Origin of the sequence: Caballeronia sp. RCC_10 (assembly GCF_041360715.1) — a bacterium.
Lineage (GTDB): Bacteria > Pseudomonadota > Gammaproteobacteria > Burkholderiales > Burkholderiaceae > Caballeronia > Caballeronia grimmiae.
Genome location: NZ_JBFUPT010000004.1, coordinates 19,998 through 46,300 on the forward strand (window position 1 = coordinate 19,998; position 26,303 = coordinate 46,300).

At 66.3% G+C, this 26,303-nt stretch carries 21 protein-coding genes and 1 tRNA gene; 20 read left to right on the forward strand and 2 right to left on the reverse strand.

Annotated elements, in window-relative coordinates:
* Positions 1 to 240: 240 nt before the first annotated feature.
* Entirely contained in the window at positions 241 to 1,530 is a 1,290-nt protein-coding gene (locus AB6804_RS09875; protein ID WP_370886298.1) for a YhjD/YihY/BrkB family envelope integrity protein, read from the reverse strand.
* Between the two features lie 300 nt (positions 1,531 to 1,830).
* Here AB6804_RS09875 and fdnG point away from each other — a divergent pair, with 300 nt between their 5' ends.
* The 9 genes from fdnG to AB6804_RS09920 all read left to right on the forward strand — a co-directional run bounded on the left by fdnG (position 1,831) and on the right by AB6804_RS09920 (position 13,921).
* The gene (gene fdnG / locus AB6804_RS09880; RefSeq protein ID WP_370886299.1) at positions 1,831 to 4,899 is read left to right on the forward strand and encodes a formate dehydrogenase-N subunit alpha; all 3,069 of its coding nucleotides are present in this window, start codon (positions 1,831 to 1,833) and stop codon (positions 4,897 to 4,899) included.
* Positions 4,900 to 4,908: 9 nt separating this feature from the next.
* Complete coding sequence (gene fdxH, locus AB6804_RS09885; protein ID WP_035966005.1) at positions 4,909 to 5,841, forward strand: formate dehydrogenase subunit beta; 933 nt, start codon at positions 4,909 to 4,911, stop codon at positions 5,839 to 5,841.
* Entirely contained in the window at positions 5,828 to 6,478 is a 651-nt protein-coding gene (locus AB6804_RS09890) for a formate dehydrogenase subunit gamma (RefSeq protein WP_035966003.1), read from the forward strand. Before fdxH ends, AB6804_RS09890 begins: the two co-directional genes overlap by 14 nt.
* Before the next feature lie 205 nt (positions 6,479 to 6,683).
* A complete protein-coding gene (gene fdhE, locus AB6804_RS09895) occupies positions 6,684 to 7,694 on the forward strand; it encodes a formate dehydrogenase accessory protein FdhE (RefSeq protein WP_370886300.1) in 1,011 nt (336 codons plus the stop codon).
* Positions 7,691 to 9,130, forward strand: a complete 1,440-nt coding sequence (selA, locus tag AB6804_RS09900) for an L-seryl-tRNA(Sec) selenium transferase (RefSeq protein ID WP_370886301.1) — start codon at positions 7,691 to 7,693, stop codon at positions 9,128 to 9,130. The genes fdhE and selA overlap by 4 nt, the downstream gene beginning before the upstream one ends.
* The gene (gene selB, locus AB6804_RS09905) at positions 9,127 to 11,055 is read left to right on the forward strand and encodes a selenocysteine-specific translation elongation factor (protein ID WP_370886302.1); all 1,929 of its coding nucleotides are present in this window, start codon (positions 9,127 to 9,129) and stop codon (positions 11,053 to 11,055) included. Before selA ends, selB begins: the two co-directional genes overlap by 4 nt.
* Before the next feature lie 39 nt (positions 11,056 to 11,094).
* Entirely contained in the window at positions 11,095 to 13,098 is a 2,004-nt protein-coding gene (locus AB6804_RS09910) for a VTT domain-containing protein (protein ID WP_370886303.1), read from the forward strand.
* A gap of 28 nt (positions 13,099 to 13,126) precedes the next feature.
* Positions 13,127 to 13,753: a DedA family protein gene (locus AB6804_RS09915; RefSeq protein WP_370886304.1), complete on the forward strand. Its 627-nt coding sequence runs from the start codon at positions 13,127 to 13,129 to the stop codon at positions 13,751 to 13,753.
* A gap of 72 nt (positions 13,754 to 13,825) precedes the next feature.
* Positions 13,826 to 13,921, forward strand: a tRNA-Sec gene (locus tag AB6804_RS09920).
* Positions 13,922 to 14,147: 226 nt separating this feature from the next.
* Here the strand turns inward: AB6804_RS09920 and AB6804_RS09925 are convergent.
* Positions 14,148 to 15,002: a polysaccharide deacetylase family protein gene (locus AB6804_RS09925; RefSeq protein ID WP_370886305.1), complete on the reverse strand. Its 855-nt coding sequence runs from the start codon at positions 15,000 to 15,002 to the stop codon at positions 14,148 to 14,150.
* A 479-nt stretch (positions 15,003 to 15,481) separates the two neighbouring features.
* On the opposite strand from AB6804_RS09925, the gene AB6804_RS09930 reads away from it, so the two are divergent.
* From AB6804_RS09930 to AB6804_RS09980, 11 genes are read left to right on the forward strand one after another with little or no spacing between them, the layout of a single operon-like run.
* The gene (locus tag AB6804_RS09930; protein ID WP_370886306.1) at positions 15,482 to 16,201 is read left to right on the forward strand and encodes a beta-ketoacyl synthase chain length factor; all 720 of its coding nucleotides are present in this window, start codon (positions 15,482 to 15,484) and stop codon (positions 16,199 to 16,201) included.
* Positions 16,188 to 16,979, forward strand: a complete 792-nt coding sequence (locus AB6804_RS09935) for a lysophospholipid acyltransferase family protein (protein WP_370886307.1) — start codon at positions 16,188 to 16,190, stop codon at positions 16,977 to 16,979. Before AB6804_RS09930 ends, AB6804_RS09935 begins: the two co-directional genes overlap by 14 nt.
* Positions 16,960 to 17,259, forward strand: coding sequence for a phosphopantetheine-binding protein (locus AB6804_RS09940; protein ID WP_244795617.1), 300 nt, complete (start codon positions 16,960 to 16,962; stop codon positions 17,257 to 17,259). The genes AB6804_RS09935 and AB6804_RS09940 overlap by 20 nt, the downstream gene beginning before the upstream one ends.
* 2 nt (positions 17,260 to 17,261) lie before the next feature.
* Positions 17,262 to 17,513 carry an acyl carrier protein gene (locus tag AB6804_RS09945; RefSeq protein WP_244795860.1) on the forward strand — a complete coding sequence of 84 codons (252 nt, stop codon included), beginning with the start codon at positions 17,262 to 17,264 and terminating at the stop codon, positions 17,511 to 17,513.
* Entirely contained in the window at positions 17,513 to 18,145 is a 633-nt protein-coding gene (locus tag AB6804_RS09950) for a hypothetical protein (protein ID WP_370886308.1), read from the forward strand. Before AB6804_RS09945 ends, AB6804_RS09950 begins: the two co-directional genes overlap by 1 nt.
* On the forward strand, positions 18,142 to 19,839 hold the full coding sequence (locus tag AB6804_RS09955; RefSeq protein WP_370886309.1) for an AMP-binding protein: 1,698 nt from the start codon (positions 18,142 to 18,144) through the stop codon (positions 19,837 to 19,839). The genes AB6804_RS09950 and AB6804_RS09955 overlap by 4 nt, the downstream gene beginning before the upstream one ends.
* Complete coding sequence (locus AB6804_RS09960; protein ID WP_370886310.1) at positions 19,836 to 21,599, forward strand: glycosyltransferase; 1,764 nt, start codon at positions 19,836 to 19,838, stop codon at positions 21,597 to 21,599. The genes AB6804_RS09955 and AB6804_RS09960 overlap by 4 nt, the downstream gene beginning before the upstream one ends.
* Positions 21,592 to 22,032 carry an acyl-CoA thioesterase gene (locus tag AB6804_RS09965; protein WP_370886311.1) on the forward strand — a complete coding sequence of 147 codons (441 nt, stop codon included), beginning with the start codon at positions 21,592 to 21,594 and terminating at the stop codon, positions 22,030 to 22,032. The genes AB6804_RS09960 and AB6804_RS09965 overlap by 8 nt, the downstream gene beginning before the upstream one ends.
* Positions 22,017 to 22,685 (forward strand): outer membrane lipoprotein carrier protein LolA, encoded by a 669-nt coding sequence (locus AB6804_RS09970; protein WP_370886312.1) that lies wholly within the window; start codon positions 22,017 to 22,019, stop codon positions 22,683 to 22,685. Before AB6804_RS09965 ends, AB6804_RS09970 begins: the two co-directional genes overlap by 16 nt.
* Positions 22,685 to 25,117 carry an MMPL family transporter gene (locus AB6804_RS09975; protein ID WP_370886313.1) on the forward strand — a complete coding sequence of 811 codons (2,433 nt, stop codon included), beginning with the start codon at positions 22,685 to 22,687 and terminating at the stop codon, positions 25,115 to 25,117. Before AB6804_RS09970 ends, AB6804_RS09975 begins: the two co-directional genes overlap by 1 nt.
* Positions 25,114 to 26,298, forward strand: coding sequence for a beta-ketoacyl-[acyl-carrier-protein] synthase family protein (locus tag AB6804_RS09980; protein WP_370886314.1), 1,185 nt, complete (start codon positions 25,114 to 25,116; stop codon positions 26,296 to 26,298). Before AB6804_RS09975 ends, AB6804_RS09980 begins: the two co-directional genes overlap by 4 nt.
* Positions 26,299 to 26,303 lie beyond the last annotated feature (5 nt).

Sequence of the window (26,303 nt, forward strand, 5' to 3'; positions counted from 1 at the left end):
CGCAACGTTTCGTAACTTAAAAAACGAAAAAAATAGAGTGTCTCGAAAAACACACACAGTTGCCAAACGCCCGCCCACGCGCGTTCTGCGGCAATTCGGCAGTTGTTTTCGCGACGACAGTGGCGCTCATTGAAAGTTCCGCAGGGAGTTTCCCGAAAGTTCGGGCGGTATTTCTTCCCGACGGATTGGTTGCGATTTCGTTGATAAACGGCAAGCGCACGATTCGCCTTTGCCGGCTCGTCAATCCCTGCGAGACGTGTCGTGCTTCGAGAGCAACGCCACCGCCATGCCCGCGCTTGCCGCAACGAACACCGCGCGCCACGGATGCCGTTTCACGGCGGCGTTCGCGTGCGAAGCCTTGCGGCCCGCGCCGACCATCGCGACGGCGGTTGCACGCGTGGCCGTCGATTCCGCCCGCGCGATCGTGCGTGACAACGCGACCGCCCGTGCCACCGCCGATGCCTTATCAGGGCGGGGCCCCAGCGCGCCGGCATCCGTGGCCGCGGCAGGAAGCGCGAAGGATCGCGGGGCGGCATCGCCGGAAGTCGCTGAAGAAACCGGAGCCGCCGGCATGCCGATGCGCGTCGAGCCGGCGAGCATCGAGCCGATTTTCGCGCGGCTGCCGGGCGGAACGCGCCCGCCGCTCTGCACGCCGCCGGGGCCGCGCGGATCGTGCATCCGAGCCCGCGCCGCCGAGAACTCCGCGCCCAGCAGCAGCACGGCGGCCGAAAAGTAGAGCCACATGAGCAGCACCGCGAGCGATCCCGCCGCCCCGAACGCGCTGGCCGTGCCCGCGTGCGTCAGATAGAACGCGAACAACTTCTTTCCGGCAGAAAACAGCAGCGCCGCGACGAGCCCGCCGACGAGCGCATCGCGCCAATCGACCGGCGCGTCGGGCAGAAACTTCAGCAGCGCGCCAAACGCGGCCGTCAGAATCGCGAGCCCCACGACCAGTTGCACGATGTCGCCGATGATGACGAACGGCGAGTCGCCCCACAGCCACATGCCGACCGCCTGAATCGCCGTATCGAGCACTAGCGAGACGATCAGCAGAAACGCGACGCCCAGCACGAGCCCGAACGACACGAGCCGCACGCGCACCATCGCCATGACGCTCGAGCGTTGCTCGCCCGTCAGCGGCCAGACGATGTTGAGCGCCGTATTGAGCGATGAGAACGTCGCCGATGCGCCCACGGCCAGCAGCACGAACGAAATGATCGCGGCGATCCCCGTGCCGCCGCTGCGATGCGCGTTCTCGACGATGCTCTGCACGCCCGCCGCCGCCTGATCGCCGATCAGCCCGTTGACCTGATGGAACAACTGCCCGCGCGCCGCTTCAGGGCCGAAGACCCAGCCCGCGACGGCGATCACCATCACGAGCGTCGGCGCAAGCGAGAAGGCCGAATAGAACGCGATGCTCGCGGCCATCGCGGCGCAGCGGTTCTCGGAGAACTGCTTGAGCGCGTTCATCGCCCACGACGCGTCTTTCTTGACAGCTGCCTCTAATTTTTGCGTGGAAACGGAGCTCATCGTGGTCCTCTCGGTGGATCGGATCAATCTCGGCAAGGGTTGAGCCTCGCGCGGGCGTCCGCTTGCGGTAATTGCACCCGATTGAGCAGGTTTCATTCCAAATCGAGCCGACGCGGGCCTAAGCGTTTTCTTAAGTTCATTGTTATGATCCCGCCTTTGTCGCGCGACGCACGGCGATTGCTGTGTAGCGGCAAGAACGATCGGCTTTCTCGGTGCAATTCCTATGCAAGGTCAAGCATCGGGGCCGTATCGCGTACCTATAATTCAAACCACCCACTTATACGACGCGCCGAGGCAATCATGCCGCAAATGTCACGGCGACAGTTCCTCAAGGTTTCCGCGAGCACGCTCGCCGGATCGAGCCTGGCTGCACTGGGCTTCTCTCCGGCACCCGCGCTGGCCGAAGTCCGCCAATACAAACTGTCGCGCACCACTGAAACCCGCAACACCTGCCCGTATTGCTCGGTCGGATGCGGCATCCTGATGTACGGCCTCGGCGACAACGCCAAAAACGCAAAGGCCAGCATCATCCATATCGAAGGCGATCCCGACCATCCGGTCAATCGCGGCACGCTGTGCCCGAAGGGCGCATCGCTCATCGACTTCATTCACAGCCCGAGCCGGCTGCTGCATCCCGAATATCGCGCGCCGGGCTCGAACGAGTGGAAGCGCATGTCGTGGGACGAGGCGCTCGACCGCATCGCGAAGCTGATGAAAGCGGACCGCGACGCGAACTTCATCGAGAAGACGCCGGACGGCAAGACGGTCAACCGCTGGCTCAGCACGGGTTTTCTCGCGGCGTCGGCAGGCAGCAATGAAGTCGGTTATCTGACGCACAAGACTGTCCGCAGTCTTGGGATGCTCGCATTCGACAATCAGGCGCGTGTCTGACATGGCCCGACGGTGGCAGGTCTTGCCCCGACGTTTGGCCGTGGAGCGATGACGAACCATTGGGTCGACATCAAGAACGCGGACGTGATTCTGGTAATGGGCGGCAATGCAGCCGAGGCGCACCCGTGCGGTTTCAAGTGGGTGACCGAGGCGAAGGCGCATCGCAAGGCGCGGCTGATCGTCGTCGATCCGCGCTTCACGCGCACGGCATCGGTTGCGGATTTCTACGCGCCGATCCGTACCGGCACGGACATCACCTTCCTTGGCGGCGTCATCAACTATCTGCTGACGCACGACAAGATCCAGCATGAGTACGTGAAGAACTACACGGACATGTCGTTCATCGTGCGCGAGGACTTCTCGTTCAAGGACGGCGTGTTCTCCGGCTACGACGCCGAAAAGCGCAGGTACGACAAGACGAGCTGGGACTACGAGCGCGGCGACGACGGCTTCGTGAAGGTCGATCCGACCTTGCAGCATCCGCGCTGCGTCTACAACCTGATGAAGCAGCACTACGCCGCCTACACGCCCGAAATGGTGACGAAGGTGTGCGGCACGCCGACCGACAAGTTCTTGAAGGTCTGCGAGATGCTCGCGTCGACCGCCGCGACGAACCGCGCCGGCACGATCCTGTACGCGCTCGGCTGGACGCATCACTCGGTCGGCGCGCAGATGATCCGCACGGGCGCGATGGTGCAGCTTCTGCTCGGCAACATCGGCATTGCGGGCGGCGGCATGAACGCGCTGCGCGGGCATTCGAACATTCAGGGCTTGACCGATCTCGGCCTGATGTCGAACCTGCTGCCCGGCTACATGACGCTGCCGATGGAAGCGGAGCAGGACTACGAGGAGTACATCACCAAGCGCGCGACCCAGCCGCTGCGGCCTAACCAGCTCAGCTACTGGAAGAACTATCGCGCGTTCCACGTGAGCTTCATGAAGTCCTGGTGGGGCGACAACGCGACCGCCGAGAACAACTTCGGCTTCGATTTCCTGCCGAAGCTCGACAAGGCGTACGACCTGCTGCAAGCCTTCGAACTGATGGCCGCGGGCAAGATCAACGGCTACTTCTGTCAGGGCTTCAACCCGCTCGCCGCCGCGCCGAACAAGGCGAAGATCGGGCTAGGGCTGTCCAAGCTGAAGTATCTCGTCATCATGGACCCGCTCGCGACCGAGACGTCGGAGTTCTGGAAGAACCACGGCGAATTCAACGACGTCGATGCGTCGCAGATTCAGACCGAAGTGTTCCGCCTGCCGACGACGTGCTTCGCGGAAGAGCGCGGCTCGCTTGTCTCGTCGTCGCGTGTGCTCCAGTGGCACTGGCAGGGCGCGCAGCCGCCGGGCGAAGCGCGCAGCGACATCGAGATCATGTCGGCCCTCTGGCTGCGCTTGCGCCGTGCGTATCAGGAAAACGGCGGCGCGTATGCCGATCCGATCCTCAAGATGACGTGGCCGTATGCGGACCCGGAAAGCCCGACGCCGGAAGAACTCGCCATGGAGTTCAACGGCCGCGCGCTCGCCGACGTCACCGACGTTGCCGACAAGACCAAGGTGCTCGCGAAGAAGGGCGAGCAGCTTTCGAGCTTCGCGCAATTGCGTGACGACGGGTCGACCGCGAGCGGATGCTGGATCTATTGCGGCGCCTGGACTCAGGCGGGCAACCAGATGGGCCGCCGCGACAACTCGGACCCGACGGGCATCGGCCAGACGCTCAACTGGGCGTGGGCGTGGCCGGTGAACCGCCGCGTGCTGTACAACCGCGCATCGTGCGATGTGAACGGCAAGCCGTTCGATCCGTCGCGCAAGCTGATCGGCTGGAACGGCAAGACGTGGTCGGGCCCGGACATACCGGACTTCAAGGTCGACGAGCCGCCCGAGAACGGGATGAATCCGTTCATCATGAATCCGGAAGGCGTGGCGCGTTTCTTCGCCCGCGACGGCATGAACGAAGGACCATTCCCGGCGCACTACGAGCCGTTCGAGACGCCGCTCGGCTATAACCCGTTCTTCCCGGACAACAAGGCCGCCACGAGCAATCCGGCTGCCCGCGTGTTCCCGGACGATCGCGCGCAGCTGGGCACCGCGGACAAGTTCCCGCATACGGCCACGACGTATCGCCTGACCGAGCATTTCCACTACTGGACCAAGCACGTGAAGCTCAACGCGATCGTGCAGCCGGAGCAGTTCGTGGAAATCAGCGAGGACCTGGCGAAGGAAGTCGGCGTCGTCGCGGGCGACCGCGTGAAGGTATCGAGCAATCGCGGACATATCGTCGCGGTGGCGCTCGTCACGAAACGCATCAAACCACTGACCGTGGAGGGGAAGAAGGTGCAAACCGTCGGCCTGCCGCTGCACTGGGGCTTCAAGGGCCTGACGCAGCCGGGTTATCTCGTCAACACGCTGACGCCTTCCGTGGGCGACGGGAACTCGCAGACGCCGGAGTTCAAGTCGTTCCTGGTCAAGGTCGAGAAGGCATAAGGGGGAGACATGGCTCTGCAATCACTCGATGTGAAGCGCGTCTCCGCCACCACCACGCCGCCGCCGCAAATCCGGGAGCCGGCCACGGGCACCGTCGCGAAGCTGATCGACGTGTCGAAGTGCATCGGCTGCAAGGCTTGCCAGACGGCGTGCATGGAGTGGAACGACCTGCGCGATGACGTCGGCCATACGACCGGCGTCTACGACAACCCGCGGGATCTCACCGAGCATTCGTGGACGGTGATGCGTTTCACGGAGTACGAGAACCCGAAGGGCGACCTCGAATGGCTGATCCGCAAGGACGGCTGCATGCACTGCGAGGACCCGGGCTGTCTGAAGGCGTGCCCGTCGCCGGGCGCGATCGTTCAGTACACCAACGGCATCGTGGATTTTCACGAGGAAAACTGCATCGGCTGCGGCTATTGCGTGACCGGCTGCCCGTTCAACATTCCGCGCATCTCGAAGGAAGACAACCGCGCCTACAAGTGCACGTTGTGTTCGGATCGCGTGGCTGTCGGACAGGAGCCCGCGTGCGTCAAGACGTGCCCGACCGGCGCGATCATGTTCGGCACCAAGGCGGACATGATCGAGCAGGCGGCGGATCGCGTCGAAGACCTGAAGGAGCGCGGTTTCGAGAACGCGGGCCTGTACAACCCGGCCGGCGTCGGCGGCACGCACGTGATGTACGTGCTGCATCACGCCGATCAGCCGGGGCTGTATCACGGGCTCGCGCAGGATCCGAAGATCAGTCCGCTGGTGTCGGTCTGGAAGGGTGTGACGAAGCCGCTCGCGGTCGCCGGCATGGCGCTCGCGGCGCTCGCCGGATTCTTCCACTACACGCGGGTCGGTCCGAACGAGGTGACGGCGGAAGAGGAAGCAGAAGCGCAGCGCGAAGCCGACGATGCACGCACGGGAAGGGAGCGTTCGAATGAAACACGATAGCGATTTGCGCGACGTGCGGGGCAACCGCCTGATCGTGCGTTACACGCCGAACGAGCGCACGAACCACTGGATCACCGCGATCAGCTTCGTGCTGCTCGCGCTGTCCGGGCTCGCGATGTTTCATCCGTCGATGTCCTGGCTCTACGCCGTGCTCGGCGGCGGGCAGTGGACGCGCATCCTGCATCCGTTCATCGGCTGCGTGATGTTCCTGTCGTTCCTCGTGCTGGCGCTGCGCGTGTGGCATCACAACCGCATGGACAAGAGCGATGTCCAGTGGATGAAGCAGATCGACGACGTGCTCGCCAATCGCGAAGACCGCCTGCCCGAGATCGGCAAGTACAACGCCGGTCAGAAGCTCGTGTTCTACGTGATGGTCATCAGTCTGCTGCTGTTGCTGGCGTCCGGTGTCGTGATCTGGCGCGCGTATTTCGCGTTCTATTTCCCGATCACGGTCATCCGTCTGGCGGCGGTGGTGCACGCGGCGACGGCCTTCGTGCTGATCATGTCGATCATCATCCACATCTATGCGGGACTGTGGATCAAAGGCTCGATCAGCGCGATGGTGCGCGGCACGGTCACCTATGGATGGGCGCGCAAGCACCATCCGCGGTGGTTCAAGGAGATCATCGGGAAGTAGGCGTCTCGATCCGGCGCCGAGGAAGTCAACTGAACCGCTCGTGCTTCATCTCATGCGAGCGGTTCTTTTTTTAACGGATCAACCTTATCCGCGATCGGTTCAGCCGCATTTTCGTGGTCTGATCGCGTTCGATTTAGCTGATATGCTTGGCCGACGAGCGCGCGGCTGCTGCCCGTCGCGCCAGGCACCCTGAGGACACACCCAAGTGGTTCAACGCATACTCGAAGCCGGCACGATCGAATCGCTCGATCCGTCGGCCATTCCCCGGCTGCGCATGCCGGAACGCGCGACGGTGTTCAGTGCGCGCGCCGCGCGCCTGCGCCAGCTCGCCGATGCGAGCAACCCTATCGCGGGCTATCTGCGCCTGATGGCCGTGCTCGCCGATGCCCAACAGCGCGTGCTCGCCGATTTCACCGCGCCGACGCCGTCGCGTGAATCCATCGAGTTGAATCAGCGTCATTCGATGCCCATCGTTCCCGCGCTCACCGACGCCCGCGACCCCGCGTGGCGCGACGTGCTGTTCATGCTGCTTGACCGCATCGAGACGGCGGGCGCGCTGACGCCGGCGCTCGCGCAACTCGTCGCGCGTCTGCGCACGACCGAAGCCGCCGCGCTCGACGCCCAGGCCGACGCCATTCTCGCGCTGCGTTTCGCGGACATCGAGCCTGCCGGCGCGCCGTTCATCATGGCGGCGCTGCAAGTGCTGTGGACCGATGTCGCGAGCCGCATCGCGATGAGCGATGTGCCCTATGTCGACGCGCCCGGCGTCTGCCCCGTCTGCGGCACGATGCCGGTGGCCAGCGTGGTGCGTATCGGCGGCACGCACGACGGATATCGCTACGTGCAGTGCGGCCTGTGCTCGACCGAATGGCACATCGTCCGCGCGAAGTGCTCCAATTGCGATTCGACCAAGGGCATCGCCTATCACGCGATGGACGCAGCCGAGCATTCCGCCGAGGACGAACAGGCGAAAGCCGAACGTGCGCGAAACGCGCCGCTGAAAGCGGAGTCGTGCGATGAATGCGGCACGTATCGCAAGATCGGCTATCAGGACAAGGCCTACGATTTCGAGCCCTTCGCCGATGACCTCGCGAGCCTCACGCTCGATCTGCTGATGAGCGATGCCGGTTTCCTGCGCGCGTCGCCGCATCCGTGGCTGTGGCCCGAGCAATCGCGCGAGGCCGACGAACCGGATCAGGCGGACCAGCCACGATGAACGACGTCACCGGCGGCGACGGAAGCGAACTTCGCGCGCTGATGGCGCGGGTGCCATCGGTGGAGCGCGTGCTGGCGTCGGCGGTGTTCGAGCCGCTCATCGCCGATTACGGGCGCACGCAGACGCTCGCGATGCTGCGCGCGACGCTCGACGCATGGCGTGCCGGCGCGCAAGCGGGCCACGCATCGGTCGATGCGCTCACCGACACCATGCTCGGCCACGCGGTCAGTCTGCGGCTCGCGAAACACGTGCAAAGCCGCGTGAGAAGCGTATTCAACCTGACCGGCACCGTGCTGCACACGAATCTGGGCCGCGCACTTCTGCCCGATGAAGCGGTGCGCGCGGTGGCCGAGGCCCTCACGCGCCCGGCGAACCTCGAGTTCGATCTCGATACCGGCGCACGCGGCGACCGCGACGACCTCGTCAACGATCTGATCTGCGAGCTGACCGGCGCGGAGGCCGCGACCGTCGTCAACAACAACGCGGCTGCGGTGCTGCTGACGCTGTCGGCGCTCGCGCCGCGCAAGGAGGTCGTCGTGTCGCGCGGCGAACTGGTGGAGATCGGCGGCGCGTTCCGCATTCCCGACATCATGAACCGCGCCGGTGCGAAGCTGCGCGAAGTCGGCACGACGAATCGCACGCATCTGAAGGATTACGAAGAAGCGATCAACGCGAGAACCGCGCTGCTGATGAAGGTCCATTGCAGCAACTATGCAATGAGCGGCTTCACCAAGGAAGTCACGACCGCCGAACTCGCGCCGCTCGCGCGGGAGCGCGGCGTGGCCGTCGCGGTCGATCTCGGCAGCGGCACGCTCGTCGATCTCACGCAATGGGGCTTGCCGCGTGAGGCGACCGTGCGCGAAACCATCGAGGCGGGCGCGGATCTCGTCACCTTTAGCGGCGACAAGCTGCTCGGCGGTCCGCAGGCGGGTCTGATCGTCGGGCGCAAGGAGCTGATTGCAAAGATCAAGAAGCATCCGCTCAAGCGCGCGCTGCGCGTCGGCAAGCTGACGCTCGCGGCGCTCGAAGCGGTGCTGCGGCTGTACCGGTCGCCGGAAACGCTGCAAACGCGCCTCACGACCTTGCGCCTGCTCACGCGCCCCGCCGACTGCATGCGCCTCGCCGCCGAACGCATCCGGCCCGCGCTGCAACGCATGACGGGCGATGCCTTCATCGTCGCCACCGAGCCGATGTTCAGCCAGATCGGCAGCGGCGCGTTGCCTGTCGACGTGCTGCCGAGCTACGGCCTGACAGTCAGGCTCGCGAGCGGCAAGCGCGCGGGCGGGCAGTTGAACCGCATCGAGAAGAAGCTGCGCGGGCTGCCGCGGCCCGTGATCGGGCGCATCGCGGATGACGCGTTGTGGCTCGATCTGCGTTGCCTCGAAGAAGCCGACGAAGCCGCGTTCATCGCGCAGTTGCAAGGCGAGGACGCATGATCGTCGGGACCGCGGGACATATCGATCACGGCAAGACCACGCTCGTGCGCGCGCTGTCGGGCGTCGACACCGACCGGCTGAAGGAAGAGAAGGCGCGCGGCATTTCCATCGAACTTGGCTATGCGTATGTGCCGCTTGCGGGCGGCGGCATGCTCGGCTTCATCGACGTGCCCGGCCACGAAAAGCTCGTGCATACGATGGCGGCGGGCGCGTGCGGCATCGACTTCGCGCTGCTCGTGATCGCGGCCGACGACGGCGTGATGCCGCAGACGCGGGAACATCTCGCGATCCTGCAACTGCTCGGCGTGACGCGGGGCGCGGTCGCGGTGACGAAGACCGATCGCATCGACGAGGCCCGCGTGCGCGACGTGCACGCGCAAATCCGCGCGTTGCTCGCCGATACGCCGCTTCACGACGCACCGTTCTTCGATACCCGCGCGACCGGCGCGAACGATGCAGGCGTCGCTGCGCTCGATGCGCATTTGCGCGACGCCGCCGCTCACGGGGCGATGCGCCGCGACGACGGCTTTTTCCGGCTCGCGGTGGATCGGGTGTTCACGCTGTCGGGGCAGGGCACCATCGCAACGGGCACCGTATTCGCCGGCCGCGTGAACGTCGGCGACGTGCTCGCGCTCGCGCCGCGCGAGAACAGCAGCGAGCCTGTGCGCGTGCGCAGCATCCACGCGCAGAACCGCGCGGCGCAAGCGGGGCGGGCGGGCGAGCGCTGCGCGCTAAATCTCGCGAACATCGACAAGGACGCGCTCTCGCGCGGCGACTGGATCGTCGATGCGCGGATCGCGCGAGCGTCGGAGCGGCTCGATGTCGACCTGACGCTACTCACCGACGCCGGCATCACGCTGACGCATTGGGCGCCGATGCACGTGCATCTCGGCACGACGCACCGGGTCGCGCACGTCGCGCTGCTTGAAGGCGAATCGCTCGCGGCGGGCCGGACGGCGCGCGTGCAACTGGTGTTCGAGCAGGCGGTGTGCGCGCTGCCGGGCGATCGCTTCATCGTGCGCAACGCGCAGGCGACGCGGACCGTCGGCGGCGGGCGCGTGCTCGATCCGTTCGCGCCCGCGCGCAAGCGCCGCACGCCTCAGCGCCGCGCGTGGCTCGACGGGCTCGCCGCATGGCTCGACACCGCCCGCGCCGATGCGCTCTTTCACGAGTCGCCGTATGGCATTCCGCGCTCGCTCGTCGAGCATCTCTGCGGGATGCCGGCGGAAGCGATCGCGTTGCCTGATGGCTTGCGCCGCGTGCCCCTGCACGACGAGGCGATATTCATCTCCGCATCGCACTGGAACGCGCTCGCCGCGCGTCTCACCGATGCGCTCGCCGCGTTCCACGAACGCTTCCCCGACGAGCAGGGCCCCGACGCCGCGCGTCTTCGCCGCATGGCCGCGCCGCTCGCGCCCGACGCGCTGTGGCGCGCGGTCATCGACGATGCCGTGGCGAGCGGCGCGATCGCGCGCAGCGGGCCGTGGCTGCATGTGCCGTCGCATACGGTGGCGCTCGACGCTGCCGAGGAGGCGCTGGCGGGCGCGGTGCTGGCGTCGATCGAGCGCGGGCGTTTCGATCCGCCGTGGATGCGCGATCTGGCCCGCGAGCACGGCGCGGCCGAAGACGCGATGCGCCGCCTGTTGCGCAAGCTCGCGCGGCGCGGCGACCTGTTCCAGATCGTGCGCGATCTGTTTTATTCGCGCGCAGCCATCGCGGAACTCGCGGGCCTCGCGGCGCAGAACGCATGCTCGCGCGACGGCGTGGCGCACGCCATCGGCGCGGCCGAGTTTCGCGATGCGACCGGGCTTGGCCGCAAGCGCGCGATTCAGGTTTTGGAGTTCTTCGACAGGGTTGGTTACACTCGCTTTCACCGCGACCTTCACCTGTTGCGCGCCGATAGCCGCTGGCACGAGTCGGTCTGAATCGGCTGCACGGGTCCGTTCACTCGGGCGAGGCGAACGATGGAGCATGCTTACTACCAGTTGCTGCATCTGATGTCGGCGCATCCCGAGTGGTCGCTCGGCGTGGTCCTGCTCGCGTCGTTTCTCGAATCCCTTGCTTTCGTCGGCACCTTCGTCCCCGGCAGCACCGCCATGTTCGTCGCCGGTGCGCTGGTCGGCGCGGGCGCGCTCAATCTCGGCTGGGTAATGGTCTGCGCGATACTCGGCGCGATTGCCGGCGATGCCGTGAGTTTCTGGTTCGGCGCGCGCTACGCCGATACGCTCGCGCAGACGTGGCCGTTCCGCCGGCATCCGGGCGCGCTCGCCGCAGGCAAGCGGTATTTCGAAGCCCACGGCGCGAAGAGCGTCGTGCTCGCGCGCTTCGTCGGACCGATGCGCGCGGTCGTGCCGGTCGTCGCCGGCATATCCGGCATGCCGCCCGCGCGCTTCTTCGTGGTCAACGTCGTGAGCGCGTTGATCTGGGCGCCGCTGCATGTGCTGCCCGGCGTCGTGTTCGGCGCGTCGATCGAACTGGCGGGCGCGGTATCGGTGCGGCTCGTCGTCATTCTGGTGATCGTGACGGCTGCCGCGTGGCTCGTGTTCAATCTCACTCGCGTCGTCGTCTCTCATGCGAGAGGATGGACGGTCGCTTCGCGCGAACGCCTGCTGACGTGGTCGCAGCGAAAGCGCGGGTTGGCGGCGCGGCTCGTCTCACGCGCGCTCGATCCGGGCAATCCGGCGAGCGGGCTGATTGCCGTCATCTCCGTATTGCTGCTCGCGTCGGCGGTGCTGTTCTTCTACGTGCTGACGAACGTGACGCGCGGATCGTCGCTCGTGCAGATCGATGCGTCGATTTACCGGCTGCTGCAATCGTTCCGGTCGACATGGGCCGATACCATCCTCGATGCCGCGGCCGCCCTCGGCAGCATGCCGACGCTGCTCGCGCTCGCGGCGATGGTCATCGTGTGGATGGTTCTCGAGCGGCGCTGGCGCACCGTGGCCTACTGGCTCGTGGCGGTGGTGTTTTCGCAGGCGCTCGTGGCCGTGATCCGCTTCACGACGCATCAGCCGTTGCCGATGTCCTTCGCGCCTGCGGGCCGCACGTTCCCGAGCAGTCATCTTGCCGCGACGGTCGTCATCTATGGCTTTCTCGCGTTCCTGCTGCTGCGGCGCGTCGGCATGCTGACGGGCGTGTTCGTCGCGACGGCGACATCGGGAATCGTCACCGCCGTGGCGCTCGCGGGGCTGTACTTCGGCCGCTTCACCATCTCGGATGCGCTCGGCAGCACCGCGCTCGCCGCGATCTGGGTGTTTCTGATCGCGCTGACCGCCGTCTGGCGCAATCCGGGCAAGCCGAAGCCGCGTCCGCTGATGCCGCTTGCGGTGCTCACGGTGGTGTGTGCGAGCGTGGCCCTGCAGATGAGCGACGAGACGGAAGCGCATAGCGTGCCGCCCGCGACGGTCGTCATTACGCCGATCGAATGGACGGATACGGTCTGGCGCAGGTTTTCCTGTTACCGGTCGAGTCTGGACGGCGACCGGCGCGAACCGATCACCGTGCAGTGGGCCGCCACGCCCGCGCAGATTCGCGCGCAGCTTGCGAGCCGCGGCTGGCGGGAAGTCACGGGCGTGACGATGCAAAGCGTGATGTCGGTGGTATCGCCGAATGCGCCGGCGACCGCGCTGCCCGCGCTGCCGCGCCTGAACAACGGCGAGCCGTCGAAGCTGGTTTTCACGCGCTCGCCGCGCGGACCCGATCAACGCGACGTGCTGCGCTTCTGGCCGACGACGTATGCGGTGCGCGAGCATCCGGGCGCCGCGCCGACGCCGATCTGGCTCGGCTCCGTCGTGCACGAACGGCTGCGGCGGCCGTCGTGGCCGTTCAACGTGCTGCGCCCGGACCGGCGCATTGATCCGATGGCCTTCGATCATGGCGAGGGGTCGCCGTGGCGCGGCATCGAAATTGCATCGAGTGCGGGGTGCGGCAGCGTGCCGGTGATGCTGGTCGAGTCGGGGCCGAAATGAAGGCAAGCATGGAAGGCGGAGGCGCCGTTTGATCCAGATTCCGCCATCGGCGATTACACAGTGGGGCGCGGCTGCGGTGTTCGGCAACGTGCTGCTGACGCGGCTTGGCGTGCCGTTGCCGTCCGCGCCGCTGCTCGTGCTGGCGGGATCGGCGATCGCGAGCGGGCGGCTGTCGTTCTGGCATGTGCTGCTGGCGGCGGCGAGCGGCGCTTTGTCCGGCGATGCCGTGTGGTTCTCGGCAGGGCGTCTCTATGGACGGCGGCTGATTGCGGCGTTGTCGCGCCGGTCCTATGCGTTCGACACGGGCATGCGCTCGGCGAGCGATCTCTTCGAGCGGTATGGCGCGCCGATCGTCGCGGTATCGAAGTTCGTGCCGGGGCTCGGGCTCGTCACGCCGCCGCTGATGGGCACGACGCCCATCGCCGCGTCCGTGTTCTTTATGTGGGATGCGGCGGGCATCGTCGTGTGGGCGGGGTTCTGGCTGCTGGGCGGTGCGCTGTTTCAGCGGGAATTGCATATCGCGCTGGTGGAACTGCAGATGCATGGCGCGACGATGATCGACCTGCTGGTCGTGCTGGCGTTGCTGTTCTTCGCGTACCGGCTGCTTCGCCGCCGGCAGCCGCGAGACGACCGCACAGGCGAAGATGCCAGTTGACGCCGGTGCGTGCGATAGGCGTTACGCCGTTATAATCGGGCGCTCGCGCTGTTCATCTCAATTTGCGATCGAGGAAGGCATTCGTATCCGGTGGTGCGGCTGGGCTTCAAACCCAGTTGGGGGTGTCAGACACTCCCAGGTAGGTTCGACTCCTGCTGCCTTCCGCCAGGCATCTCTTAGGTGCTCTCGGTCACGCTCAAGAGGCGCGATATCCCACAGTTGCGCCGAAGGCGACTACGCGTGTGATCCAATGCGGCGCGTGTCAGGCGTTTGCATCTCGTGTATCCCACACGCCTTGAAGTCCTCGTTCAATCCCGTTCGCCGCGCCGTAAAAATTCGCGCATCTTCGCGATGTCGTGCGACGGCGAATCGCCCGTTCGCATCGAGCTTCCCGTCAACGCGAAAGCGATGCCCGCGCATCACGCAATGTGACGAAGCGCAATCCCGACGACCGAACGATATCGATCAGCCGCGGCAATACCGCCAGCACGACCGGATCGCCCGTCGGTGTCAACGCCGCGCCCGCGTCGTGGACAAGAAGAATATCGCGCGCGGCGAGTCCGTCCGTAAGCCGCTCGAGAACCCGATCCGCGTCACCCTCGCGCGTGTCGAAACCTCGCCGCGTCCACGCCGCGAGCCGAAGGTCCAGCCGGTGCAAAACCGGTTCCAAGAAGAGATTGCGTAATCCGGCGGGCGCACGAAAAAACATGGGCCGTTCGCCTGTCAGCGTTTCGAGTGCGTGTTGAGCGGAGTCGATTTCCTTCGCGAGCCGGAGCGGCAACGTCACCGAGAACGTGTGCACGTGACGATGCGTGTGATTCTCGACGGCGTGACCTCGCGCGACGATCTCGCGAACCAGCGCCGGATGCTCGGCAGCGCGGGTTCCGATGCAAAAGAACGTCGCGCGCACGCGATGCCGATCCAGAATGTCCAGGACTTTCGGCGTGACGATGGGATCGGGGCCGTCGTCGATCGTGAGCGCGACGGCATCGGCGTTGGACGGCGTGTCGGGCAGGCGGGTCCAGTTCGGCCCCAGAAGCTTCGAGCGCGGCCACAGCCCGATCGTTACCACGACGATGTGACTGACCATGACGCTCGCCAGCCACGCTATCCACGCTGAAGGTTGCAGCAGCCATCCGGATAGAGCGACGCCGTGCCAGGCGAAGGTCGCGATGACCATCGGCGGCCAGCCTGTGCGCGGCCAGCGTCTCGGTGCTTCGGCGCGCAGCCGAGAAATGATTTGCCTCATCTTGCGTGCAGTCTGCGCCACTTCGGTCAAGGCCCGAATGGCAGACGTTTCAATCTTAGTCAAGCGGCGAACGATATCACGCGCGCCGGACGTTGATGACCCGGCCCACGTGGGAATGTTGCACAAACCGCTGGATGCGCGTCGGTCTGGCCTCTCGAAAGACATACCTCGCGCACGCGCTGCAAGTCCTACTGCGTGTGCGTCGCGTCGATGAGACGGAGCCGCAAAAAGTACTCAACTTTTACTACTGCAATCGGCCGGAACGTCGGTATCATTCGCACCCCGTTCTAACTGAATCGTGCGCATCTCCGTCGAATTTTTACGTCAACAGGCTAAATAGTCGCTGCGCCGTGCCGTTAATTCGACGGGTTAATTACCTGTTAAGGAGCTAATGGGGTGGGCCACCGCCGAACCAGGCAACGCGCTGTCGCCGGTCGTTCTTCCCAGATGCTGATCGTTTTCCGAGCGCGAACACCGATATGCCCGATCTGCACTGGACCATTCCGGTTGCGCGCTGGTCTTCCTGGCCTGCCGCCGCATCCGTAGCCCCTGACGTGAGCTTCGTCGAGCCGATGGCGCGGCGCCGGCTCAGCGCACTATCGCGGGCCGCGCTCAAGGTCGCGTACGACTGCGCGGCGACGCTGCCCGCCGTGCGTGTCGTGTTCGCGTCGCGTCATGGCGAACTGCGGCGCACCACCGGCATCCTGTGCGATATCAGCGCAGGCGAACCCGTCTCGCCGACGTCCTTCAGCCTGTCCGTGCTCAACGCGATGACCGGTGTTTTCGGCATCGCGCGAGGCGACCGTGCGCCGGCGAGCGCCGTCTCGGCGGGAGCGCAGACGCTCGGCTTTGCGCTGCTAGAAGCGCACGCGCAGTATGCGACGGATGCCTCGTCGCCCGTTCTGCTCGTGTACGCCGACGAACCCGCCGATCCCGCATTTGGAACGATAGAAGACGAAGTGGAGGGCGGCGCGCTTGCCATCCTGCTCGACGCATCCGCGCAAGCGGGACGCCTCGAATGCGCGCGCACGGCGTTCAGCGACGACGCAGCCGGCGCCCCGTTCGACGCCGGCGACGCCACGCGCGCCCGGTTCGCCACACAGAGCGAAGCAGTCCGCCGATGCCTCGACGCAAAAGCGCCGGTTCAATGGCGCGGCCCCAACTCGACATGGCAATGGAAGTGGCATGAGGGCGCTTGACCATTGTTGGCGCCTCGTCGCGACGGCCCTTGCGTTCTCCGCCTTCGGCGTCTGCGGACTCGGCTTTTCGCTGATCGTGTTTCCGCTTGCCTGTGTGTGGCCGCATCGCGCGTCGAAGCAGCGCATCATCGCCGCGATCATTCACGCATTCTTTCGCGCGCTCGTCGCCGTGCTGATCGGCGTGCGCGTGATGAAGCTCGACGTGCGCGGAGCGGATGCGCTCAATCGCAAGGCGCAGCGCGCCGCCATCGTGGTCGCCAATCACCCGACCTGGCTCGACGTCATGGTGCTGCTGTCGCTCACGCCGCGCGCATGCTGCGTCGTGAAAAGCGCGCACTGGAGCAATCCGTTCTTCTGGGGTGTCATGCGGGCGGCGAATTACGTGAGCAACGCCGATCCCGTCGAACTCGTGGAAGCGGGCGCGCGGCAACTCGCTCGCGGCTACACGATGATCATTTTTCCCGAAGGCACGCGCAGTCCGGCGCGCAATCGCCTGCATGCGTTTTCGCGTGGTTTCGCGCATATGGCGCTGCAGTCCGGCGCGCCGATTCTGCCCGTCCTGATGGACTGCGACCCGCCCGCCTTCACGAAAAACATGCGCTGGCACGACGTGCCCGAGCGCCCTTTCCATATGCGCGTGAACGTGCTCGACGCGGTCGGAGCCGACGCGCTCGCCAATCGCGACGAACCGCCCGCGCTCGCCGCGCGCACCGTGACCAACGCGCTGCAAGCCCATATCACCGAGCACCTGATCGACCATGGATTCTTTAAAGCTTGAAATCAAACAGCTTCTGATCGAAGCACTCGATCTCGAAGACCTGACGCCCGCCGACATCGACGACGATGCGCCGCTCTTTTCCACCGATGGCGTCGGGCTCGACTCCATCGACGCGCTCGAAATCGGCATCGTGCTGCGCAAACACTATCAACTGACGATCGCCGCCAACGACGAGCGCACGCGCGAGCACTTCCGCTCGATCAACACGCTCGCCGAACTGGTCGCGGCCCAGCGCGAGGGCGCGCGGGCATCGGGCGACACTGCAACGAAGGGGGAATGACCGTGACCGACATCGAAATCCTTGAGCGCATCCGCGCGATTTTCAAAGAGAACTTCGGCATCGCGCCCGAGCGCGTGACGCCGCAAGCGCATCTGTTCGAAGAGCTCGATCTGGACAGCATCGATGCCGTCGATCTCGCGATCAAGCTGCAGGAAATGACGGGCCGCCGTATCAAGCCCGAGGAATTCAAATCGGTGCGCACGGTCGGCGACGTGATCGCCGCTGTCGAGTCGCTGCTGGCAGCACAGGACTGATGCAGCCGCGGACCGCCCAAGCCCGCGACGGCGCGCATCGAAGCTGGATCGGCTTCGCGCTGAACGTCGCGTTCAAGCTCGCGTATCCGGCCGTCATTCTGTGCGGCTGGTTCTGGAACGCGCCGCGCTATATCGGCTGCCTGCTGTTCGCGCTGATCTGGCTGCAGCGCTGCGCGGGCACGGGCGTCGTCGGTGCGTCGCTGCGCACGCTCACGGTCGTCGACTGGGCGGTTGGGCTCATGTTGAGCGCGGCATCGGCTGCGATCGTGTGGACCGACAGCGAGCGCCTGCTCCATCTCTATCCGTCTCTCGTAAATCTCGGCTTGCTGATTGCATTTGGGTCGACGTTGGTAAGCGGTCCGTCCATGATCGAAAAATTCGCGCGCATCCGAACGCCCGATCTGAGCGAGCCGGCCGTGCGCCACACGCGCCGCGTCACGGAGATCTGGTGCGCGTTCTTCGCCGCGAACGGTCTGTTCTCGCTCTATACCGCGCTGTACTGGTCGCGCGAGGCGTGGTCGCTCTATAACGGCGCGATCGCGTATGGTCTGATCGGGCTGCTGCTCGCGGGTGAGATCGCGTGGCGCTATCTCGTGATTCTGCCGCGCGCACGACGGCTGGGGGCGTCATGATTGCGCTGCACGAACTGCTTTCCGCGCGGCGCGATCCGCACACGCCCGTCTGCCGCGATGGAGCGGGGGACGGCGCGGACACGATCCTCACGCATGCCGCGTTTCGCGCACGCGTGGTGTCGCTCGCGTTGCAGTTGCACGAAGGCACGGCGCGCCGCTATGCGCTGTGCATCGACGATTCCTTCGATTTCGCCTGCGCGCTTTTCGCGCTCTTTGCGTGCGGCAAGACGCCGGTGATTCCCGCGAGTTCCGCGCCCGGCTATCTGGCCGACCTCGCCGACGCCTACGATGCCGTCCTCACCGATGCCGAAGTCGCCGCGGCAGCCGGCGCCCACGCGCCCGGCGCGCTTTCCCTGAACATCGACCCGCACGCGCCGCTCACGCTCTACACATCGGGCAGCAGCGGCGTGCCGAAGCCGATTCACAAGACGCTCGCCCAGTTCGACGCCGAAGTGCGCACGCTCGAACGCGACTGGGGGGCGCTGATCGGCGACGCGACCATACTCGCGAGCGTGCCGCATCGCCATATCTACGGCCTGCTGTTTCGCGTGCTGTGGCCGCTCGCGGCGGAACGCGCATTCGACCGCGCCGTCTGCGTCGAACCGCAGCAGGTACAGGCGCGCATCGCACGTTGCGGCGCGACCGCGATGGTGTCGTCGCCCGCGCAACTGATGCGCTGGACCGCGCTTGCGGGTTTTGCGTCGCTCACGCCCGCGCCGCGTGCGTTCTTTTCGTCGGGCGGACCACTTGCGGAGGACACGGCGCGCGACTACGCGGCGGTCTTCGGCGACGCACCCGTCGAGATCTTCGGCAGCACCGAGACGGGCGGCATCGCGTGGCGCAGGCAGAACGAAACGGCCGCGTGGCGTCCGGTCAGCGGCGTGGACGTGCGGCGTGCCGGCGACGGCGCGCTCGAAGTGCGCTCGCCGCATCTGGACCACGACGGCTGGCATCGCACGGACGATGCGATCGTCTTCGACGACGACGGCCGCTTCCGGCTGCAAGGCCGCCTCGACCGCGTCGTCAAACTCGACGGCAAGCGCGTGTCGCTGCCGGAACTCGAAGCGCGTCTCGCGCTGCATCCGTACGTGGCGCAAGCGAGCGTCGTGCCGCTCGCGGGCGCGACGCGCGAACGTGTCGGCGCGGTCGTCGTGCTGTCCGACGAAGGCCGCGCCGCACTCGATGACATCGGCCGCGTGGCGCTCGCAAAGAACTTGCGCCGTCATCTCGCCGCCTATTTCGACGTCGTGCTGTTGCCGCGTCACTGGCGCTTTCGCATCGCGCTGCCGTTCGATGCGCGCGGCAAGCTGCCGGTTGCGGCCGTCGCGGCGGCGTTCGGTCCGCGAGCCGAAGGCTTCGAATTGCTGTCGGAATCGCGGGACGGCGAGAACCTGCGCTATGAGTTGCGCGTGCCGCCCGCGCTCGATCATTTCGCCGGCCACTTTCCGGGCTTGCCCATCCTGCCCGGCGTCGTGCAGGTCGACTGGGCGATCCGGCTCGCGTCGGAACACGTCGCGGCGGCGCGCGCAATCGAAAGCGTCGATCGACTCAAGTTCATGGCGCCCGTGCCGCCCGGCGCGGTGCTCGAACTGCGGCTCGCGCACGATGCCGCGCGCCGCCGCGTGCAATTTGCTTATCGGATGAACGGACGCGACTGCGCGTCGGGCGCGATCGTTTATCGGGAGCGCGCATGAGCGGTGCGGACATCGCGGCGTGCATCGTCATTCCGATCTACAACCACAAGGACGCGATCGGTGGCACCGTGGCGCGCCTGAGCGTTCATCAGCTGCCGATCTTCGTCGTCGACGATGGCAGCGACACCGCGACGCAAGCCGTCCTCGCCGAACTCGCCCGCCGCTATTACGGGCAGATGACGCTCTTGCGTCTGCCGGTGAACGGCGGCAAGGGCGCCGCGGTGATGGCGGGCCTGCGCGCGGCACGACGTGCGGGCTTCACGCACGCGTTGCAGATCGACGCCGACGGACAGCACGACGCCAACGACGTGCCGCTCTTTCTCGACGCGGCGCGCGCCGAGCCGGGCGCGGTCATCCTCGGCCGCCCGGTCTACGACGAAAGCGTGCCGAAGTCGCGTCTCTATGGCCGCTATTTGACGCACGTGTGGGTGTGGATCGAAACGCTGTCGTTGACGATCCGCGATTCGATGTGCGGCTTTCGCCTCTATCCGCTCGATGCCGCCTGCGCGCTGATCGACAGCGTGCAACTCGGCACGCGCATGGACTTCGACATCGAGATCCTCGTGCGGCTGCACTGGCGGCGTCTTGCGTTCCGCTCGATCCCGACGCGCGTCGTCTACGCGACGGACGGCGTGTCGCACTTCGACGTGCTATGGGACAACGTTCGCATCAGCGCGAGCCATACGCGGCTCGTGTGCGGCATGGTGCTGCGCTCGCCGATGCTCATCGCGCACAAGCTGATGCCGCGCAGAACGGCGGCCTCCGAAGACGCCACGCATGGCGGGGCCGGCTGGTGGCGCGTCGCGGAGCGTGGCAGCCGCCTCGGCATGGGCCTGCTCGCGCTCAGTTGCCGCCTGTTCGGCATGCGTTTCACGGGGCTGTGGCTGCATCCCGTCGTCGGCTATTTCCTGCTGACGGGGCGCGCGGCGCGTGCGGCTTCGCACCGGTATTTCGCGCAACTCGCGCACGCCGCGCCCGGCGAGCGCACGCCGCAGCCCGGCTGGCGTTCGGCGTATCGCCAGATGCTCGCTTTCGCGCAGTCCGGGCTCGATAAGCTCGCGGCGTGGTCGGGGCGGATCGGCGATCACGAAGCCGTATTCGACGACCCCGCGCCGTTCGAAGCGCTCGTCGCGAGCGGCCGTGGCGCGCTCGTGATCGGCGCGCATCTCGGCAACCTGGAAATGACGCGGGCGCTCGCGGCGCGCAACGGCCGCGCGAAGGTCACGGCGATCGTCTACACCGAGCACGCGAAGCGCTTCAACAGCGTGCTGTCGTCCGCGAATGGCGACTTCGCGAAGCATCTGATCCACGTGAGCGACTTCGGCCCGGACACGTCGATGATGATGCAGGCGCGCATCGACGCGGGCGAGCTGCTCGTGATCGTCGGCGACCGCGTGCCGGCGCACGAATCCGGACGCACGACGGATGCGCGCTTTCTCGGCGCGACCGCCCCGTTCGCGCAAGGCCCGTATGTGCTTGCCCACGCGCTTGGCTGCCCGGTGTATCTGTTCTTCTGCCTCAGGGAGCGCGGCGGTTCATATCGGTTGTACTTCGAACAATTCGCCGAACGCATTGCGCTGCCGCGCCGGGAACGCGCGCAACACATCGCGGCGTGGGCGCAGCGCTATGCGTCGCGTCTCGAACACTACTGCCGCAAGGCGCCGTATCAATGGTTCAACTTCTTCGATTTCTGGGCGCGTGCGGGCAGCGCCGCGCCGATGTCCGTATCCGATCTCACTGAAAGCTCGCGTCATGGCTGAACTGAAGCACAACAAGACGCTGACGGCGAGCGCGATCGTCGAAGTGCCGTTTCACGACGTCGATGCGATGAACGTGTGCTGGCATGGCAACTACCTGAAATATTTCGAGGCGGGGCGCGCGGCGCTGCTGCGCGCATTCGATTACGACTACGGCGAGATGCGCGCGTCGGGTTATGTGTGGCCGATCGTCGAGGCGCATCTGAAATATGTGCGTCCCGCGCGGTACGGGCAACGTATCGACGTCCGCGCGGAACTGCTCGAATACGAAAACCGCCTGAAGATCGGCTATCAACTCGTCGATTGCGTAAGCGGGGATCGTCTGACCAAGGGCTATACGGTCCAGGTTGCCGTCGACGCAGCCACCGAGGAACTGCAATTCGTGTCGCCGCCCGTCGTGTTCGAGAAACTGGAGCGCGTATGGGCGCAACAATGAAACTTCGCTGCGTGAGCACGGCGCTCGTCGCCCTGCTGCTGACGGCGAACGCCGGCTGGCTTCATGCGGCCACGCCCGCGCAGAACCCTGGCGGCGACGCGGCGCTCGTCTCGCAAGTGACGTCGCGGCTCGGGCAGGTCAAGGGCGTGCGCGCGCAGTTCACGCAGACGCAGACGCTTGCGGCCATGAAGCAACCGCTGGTCAGCACGGGCGCTTTCGTGTTCTATCGCGAGCGCGGCGTAATCTGGCGCGTGCTGACGCCGTACAAGGCGACATTCGTCATCACCGACGCAGGCGTCGCGGAAGTCGATGCCAACGGCAAGCGCATCGGCACGAAAAGCGCGCAAGGCGTGCGCGGCGTCGCGCAGGTGTCGAAGATGATGCGCGCGATGCTCGGCGGCGACCTGTCGGCGCTTTACTCGCAATTCGATGTCGACGCGCAAGGCTCGCCATCGCAATGGACGCTTGGCCTGAAACCCAATCAGCCGCAACTCGCGCAGTCCATCAAGGGGCTGCGGATGAAAGGCGGCGCGTTCTTGCAGAGCTTGCGCATCGAGCTTGCGAACGGCGATGTCACGCAGATCGACTTCACGCAGAGCGAAGCGCTCGACGACGTGCCGGCCGCCGAGCGCGGCTTGCTGGGAGCGCCGTAATGCTGAAGGAACGGCAGCGCAGCCGCGCGACGCTTCTTGCCATACGCGCCGCGTGGCTCGTGCTCGCGCTCGTCGCCGCGCTGTATTGCGTCTATCGCTTCAAAGGGCCGTCGCCGCTCGAGACGAATCTGCTCGCGCTGCTTCCCGCGACGGAAGCCGATCCGGTCGCCGAAAAAGCCGTCGATCGGCTGGCGAACGCGCTCGGCGACCGCACCGTGTTTCTCGTGTCGAGCCGCGACGCCAGCCATGCGAAGGCGGCCGCGAAACGCTTCGGCGCGGCGCTGCGAACCAGCGGCGCGTTCGCATCGGTGACGGCGGAACTGCCGCCATTCGACCTCGCGCAGATCGGCGCGCTGTATTCGCCTTATCGCTTCGAACTGCTGACCCGCGATGACCGCGACGCGCTCGCCCACGCGGCGAACGGTGCGCCGGCGCTCGGTGATGCGCTGATGCAGCGCATCTATAACCCGGTGCGCGGGCCGCTCGCGACGCAACTCGCCGACGACCCCTTCGGCTGGCTCGAACACTGGTTGTCGGACTTGCCGCTCGGCACGTCGGGACTCGATCTCGAAGACAACTTGCTCGTCGCGCATCGGGGCGACACGACCAGCGTGCTCGTCGTCACCACGTTGAATGGCTCCGCGTATGAGTCGCGGACGCAGCGGGCGGTGCTGTCGGCGGCGGCGCAGGCAGAAGCGTCGGTGAAAGCGGCATGGCCCGACGCCACGGTCGCACGCGCCGGCGCGGTGTTCTATGCGCAGGCGGCGCGCAGCGCATCGGAGCGCGAGGTGCATCTGATCGGCGTCGTGTCGGCGTGCGGCATCGCGCTGCTGATGCTCTGGGTGTTCCGTTCGCCGCGGCTTCTGCTGCTCGGCTTCCTATCGACGACGCTCGGCATCGTGTGCGCGCTGGCCTTCACGATGCTCGTCTTCGGCAAGCTGCATCTGCTGACGCTCGTGTTCGGCGCGAGTCTGATCGGCGAGGCGGTCGATTATTCGATCCAATACTTCGTCGTCTATCTCGGCGCACAGCGCGGCTGGAATGCGCAGAGCGGCGCGCGGTCGGTGCGGCCCGCGTTGAGCGTGGCCCTTGCCACGAGCCTGCTCGGATACGCCATTCTCGCGTGGGTGCCGTTTCCCGCGCTCAAGCAGATTGCGTGCTTCGCGATGGCGGGCATCGGCGTCGCGTTCGCGTCCGTGATGTCGCTGCTGCCCGCGCTGCTCGTGAAGCCGCCGAAAGCCAAGCGCCGGCGTCTTTTCGCATCCGCCGCGACGCTGCTCGCACGCTGGCGCGGCGTGATCGGCGGAAAGCGCGCGTGGTTCGTCGCGGCGGCGCTCGTCGTGATCGCGTTGCCGGGCTGGCTGCGTCTCACGAGCGACGACGACATCCATCTGCTGATCCAGCGCGATCCCGTGCTCGTCGCGCAGGAAAGCGAGGTTCGCGCGGCCGTCGGCGTCGACGACACCGCGCAGTTCTTCGTGGTCCGGGGTGCGTCCGAAGAAGCCGTGCTCCAGCGCGCTGAAGCGCTCGGCGCAAGGCTCGATGCATTGACGGGCGATCGGTCGGTCGATGGCTGGCGCTCGGTCGATGGCTGGCGCTCGGTCGTGCAATTCGTGCCCTCGGCGCAGCGTCAGGCGCAAGCTCGCGCATTGCTCGCGCAACACGTGTTCGCCGACCCGGCCGCCTTGCGTGCAACGCTCTCGCGTGCGGGCTTCCGCGACGACATCGCCGATGCCTGGATCGCCTCGTTCGGCAAGGACAGTGCGCAACCGCTGACGGTCGAGCGCTGGCTCGCCGCGCCGTGGTCGCAGCCGTACCGGCATCTGTGGCTCGGCGCGTTCGATGCGGCCGGCCAACGCGGTTACGCGACCATCGTCATGCCGCGCCGCGTGACGCCGCAGAACGAATCCGCGCTGGTCGAAACGGCGCGTTCGATCGACGGCGTCGTTTTCGTCGACAAGGCCGCGAGCGTGTCGAAGCTCTTTGGCGCGTATCGCGTCGATAGTGGGCTCTGGCTCGGCGTCGCGCTGCTGCTCGTGCTCGTCTTGCTGATGGCGCGCTACCGGCTGCGCGGCGGCATAGCGACGACGCTGCCCGTGCTGCTCGCCGTCGGCGTGACGATCGCCGCATTCGGCTATGCACGCGTGCCGTTCAATCTGTTCAACTGCCTTGCCCTGATGCTCGTGCTGGGCGTGGGCGCGAACTACGCGGTGTTCCTGCGCGAAGGATGCCTGCGCAGCGACGCCGATCTCGGCGCGGTGTGGGCGGGCGTGCTGTTGTCCGCGGCGACGACGCTGCTGTCCTTCGGCTTGCTCGGCATGAGCGCGATGCCCGCCTTGAAGAGCTTCGGCGCGACGCTCGCGCTCGGCATCCTGGTCGCGGTGCTGCTCGCGCCGATGAGCATGCCGCCCGATAGGAGAAATGAAGCGTGACGCTGCCATCCGTTTATCTGCATGCGCTCGGCATGGTCAATGCACTGGGCGGCGACGTCGATTCGATTGCATCCGCGCTCGCTGCGGGGCAATCGCCGGGCATGGGACCGATGCGCACGCGCCGTGGCGATGCGTTCGTCGGCCGCGTGCTCGCGCCGCTCGACATCGCGCCGTCCCCATCCGTTGCCCGCTTCGATTGCCGCAACAACCGGCTGCTGCTCGCCGCGCTCGAACAGATTCGCCCCGGCATCGAAGCGGCGCGCGAGCGTTTCGGCTCGGCGCGCATCGGCGTGGTGCTGGGCACGAGCACGTCGGGCATCGGCGCAGCGGAAGAGGCGTTCCTGCACCGCGCGGAGGCGGGCTGCCTGCCGGAGCGTTTCGACTATCGCCAGATGGAAATCGGCACGGCCGCGCCGTTCGCAGCCGCCGCGCTGAACCTGCAAGGTCCGGCGTTCACTATCTCGACGGCGTGCACGTCGAGCGCGAAGGCGTTCGTCGCGGCCCGACGGCTGCTGCAACTCGGGCTGTGCGATGCGATCGTCGTCGGCGGCGTCGATACGTTGTGCGAACTCACATTGCAGGGCTTCGCGTCGCTCGAATCGACGAGTCCGTCGCGCACCAATCCGATGAGCCGCAATCGCAACGGCATCAACATCGGCGAAGGCGCGGCAGTGTTCCTGATGACACGCGACGAAGGCGCGGTGCGTCTCGCGGGCGCGGGTGAATCGAGCGACGCGCATCACGTGTCCGCGCCGGACCCGCAAGGCATCGGCGGCGAACTGGCGCTGCGCGCCGCGCTCGCGGATGCAGGCGTCGCGCCCGCCGGCATCGGCTACGTGAACCTGCACGCGACGGCCACGCGCAAGAACGACGAGATGGAATCGCATCTGATGGCGCGGGTCTTTCCACAAGGCGTGCCGGCGAGCGGCACGAAACCGTTGACGGGGCATCTGCTAGGCGCGGCCGGTGCGACGGAAGTCGGCTTCGCATGGCTGACGCTCACGCGATCGCGCTTTCCTTTGCCGCTGCATCGATGGGATGGCGCAGCCGACGCCGGCCTGCCCGCGCTCGATCTCGTTCAGGAAGAACGTCATCTCTCGCAGGAAGCGTCAACGCGCTACGTCATGAGCAATTCTTTCGCGTTTGGCGGCAGCAATGTCAGCCTCATCCTGGCGGGTTGACGCAC

What these genes read in the sequence shown, in the direction of transcription:
- AB6804_RS09875 (WP_370886298.1), bottom strand. Translation starts at nt 1,530, where the DNA reads ATGAGCTCCGTTTCCACGCAAAAATTAGAGGCAGCTGTCAAGAAAGAC.
- fdxH (WP_035966005.1), top strand. Translation starts at nt 4,909, where the DNA reads ATGGCTCTGCAATCACTCGATGTGAAGCGCGTCTCCGCCACCACCACG.
- AB6804_RS09890 (WP_035966003.1), top strand. Translation starts at nt 5,828, where the DNA reads ATGAAACACGATAGCGATTTGCGCGACGTGCGGGGCAACCGCCTGATC.
- selA (WP_370886301.1), top strand. Translation starts at nt 7,691, where the DNA reads ATGAACGACGTCACCGGCGGCGACGGAAGCGAACTTCGCGCGCTGATG.
- selB (WP_370886302.1), top strand. Translation starts at nt 9,127, where the DNA reads ATGATCGTCGGGACCGCGGGACATATCGATCACGGCAAGACCACGCTC.
- AB6804_RS09910 (WP_370886303.1), top strand. Translation starts at nt 11,095, where the DNA reads ATGGAGCATGCTTACTACCAGTTGCTGCATCTGATGTCGGCGCATCCC.
- AB6804_RS09925 (WP_370886305.1), bottom strand. Translation starts at nt 15,002, where the DNA reads ATGAGGCAAATCATTTCTCGGCTGCGCGCCGAAGCACCGAGACGCTGG.
- AB6804_RS09930 (WP_370886306.1), top strand. Translation starts at nt 15,482, where the DNA reads ATGCCCGATCTGCACTGGACCATTCCGGTTGCGCGCTGGTCTTCCTGG.
- AB6804_RS09935 (WP_370886307.1), top strand. Translation starts at nt 16,188, where the DNA reads ATGAGGGCGCTTGACCATTGTTGGCGCCTCGTCGCGACGGCCCTTGCG.
- AB6804_RS09940 (WP_244795617.1), top strand. Translation starts at nt 16,960, where the DNA reads ATGGATTCTTTAAAGCTTGAAATCAAACAGCTTCTGATCGAAGCACTC.
- AB6804_RS09950 (WP_370886308.1), top strand. Translation starts at nt 17,513, where the DNA reads ATGCAGCCGCGGACCGCCCAAGCCCGCGACGGCGCGCATCGAAGCTGG.
- AB6804_RS09955 (WP_370886309.1), top strand. Translation starts at nt 18,142, where the DNA reads ATGATTGCGCTGCACGAACTGCTTTCCGCGCGGCGCGATCCGCACACG.
- AB6804_RS09960 (WP_370886310.1), top strand. Translation starts at nt 19,836, where the DNA reads ATGAGCGGTGCGGACATCGCGGCGTGCATCGTCATTCCGATCTACAAC.
- AB6804_RS09965 (WP_370886311.1), top strand. Translation starts at nt 21,592, where the DNA reads ATGGCTGAACTGAAGCACAACAAGACGCTGACGGCGAGCGCGATCGTC.
- AB6804_RS09970 (WP_370886312.1), top strand. Translation starts at nt 22,017, where the DNA reads ATGGGCGCAACAATGAAACTTCGCTGCGTGAGCACGGCGCTCGTCGCC.
- AB6804_RS09975 (WP_370886313.1), top strand. Translation starts at nt 22,685, where the DNA reads ATGCTGAAGGAACGGCAGCGCAGCCGCGCGACGCTTCTTGCCATACGC.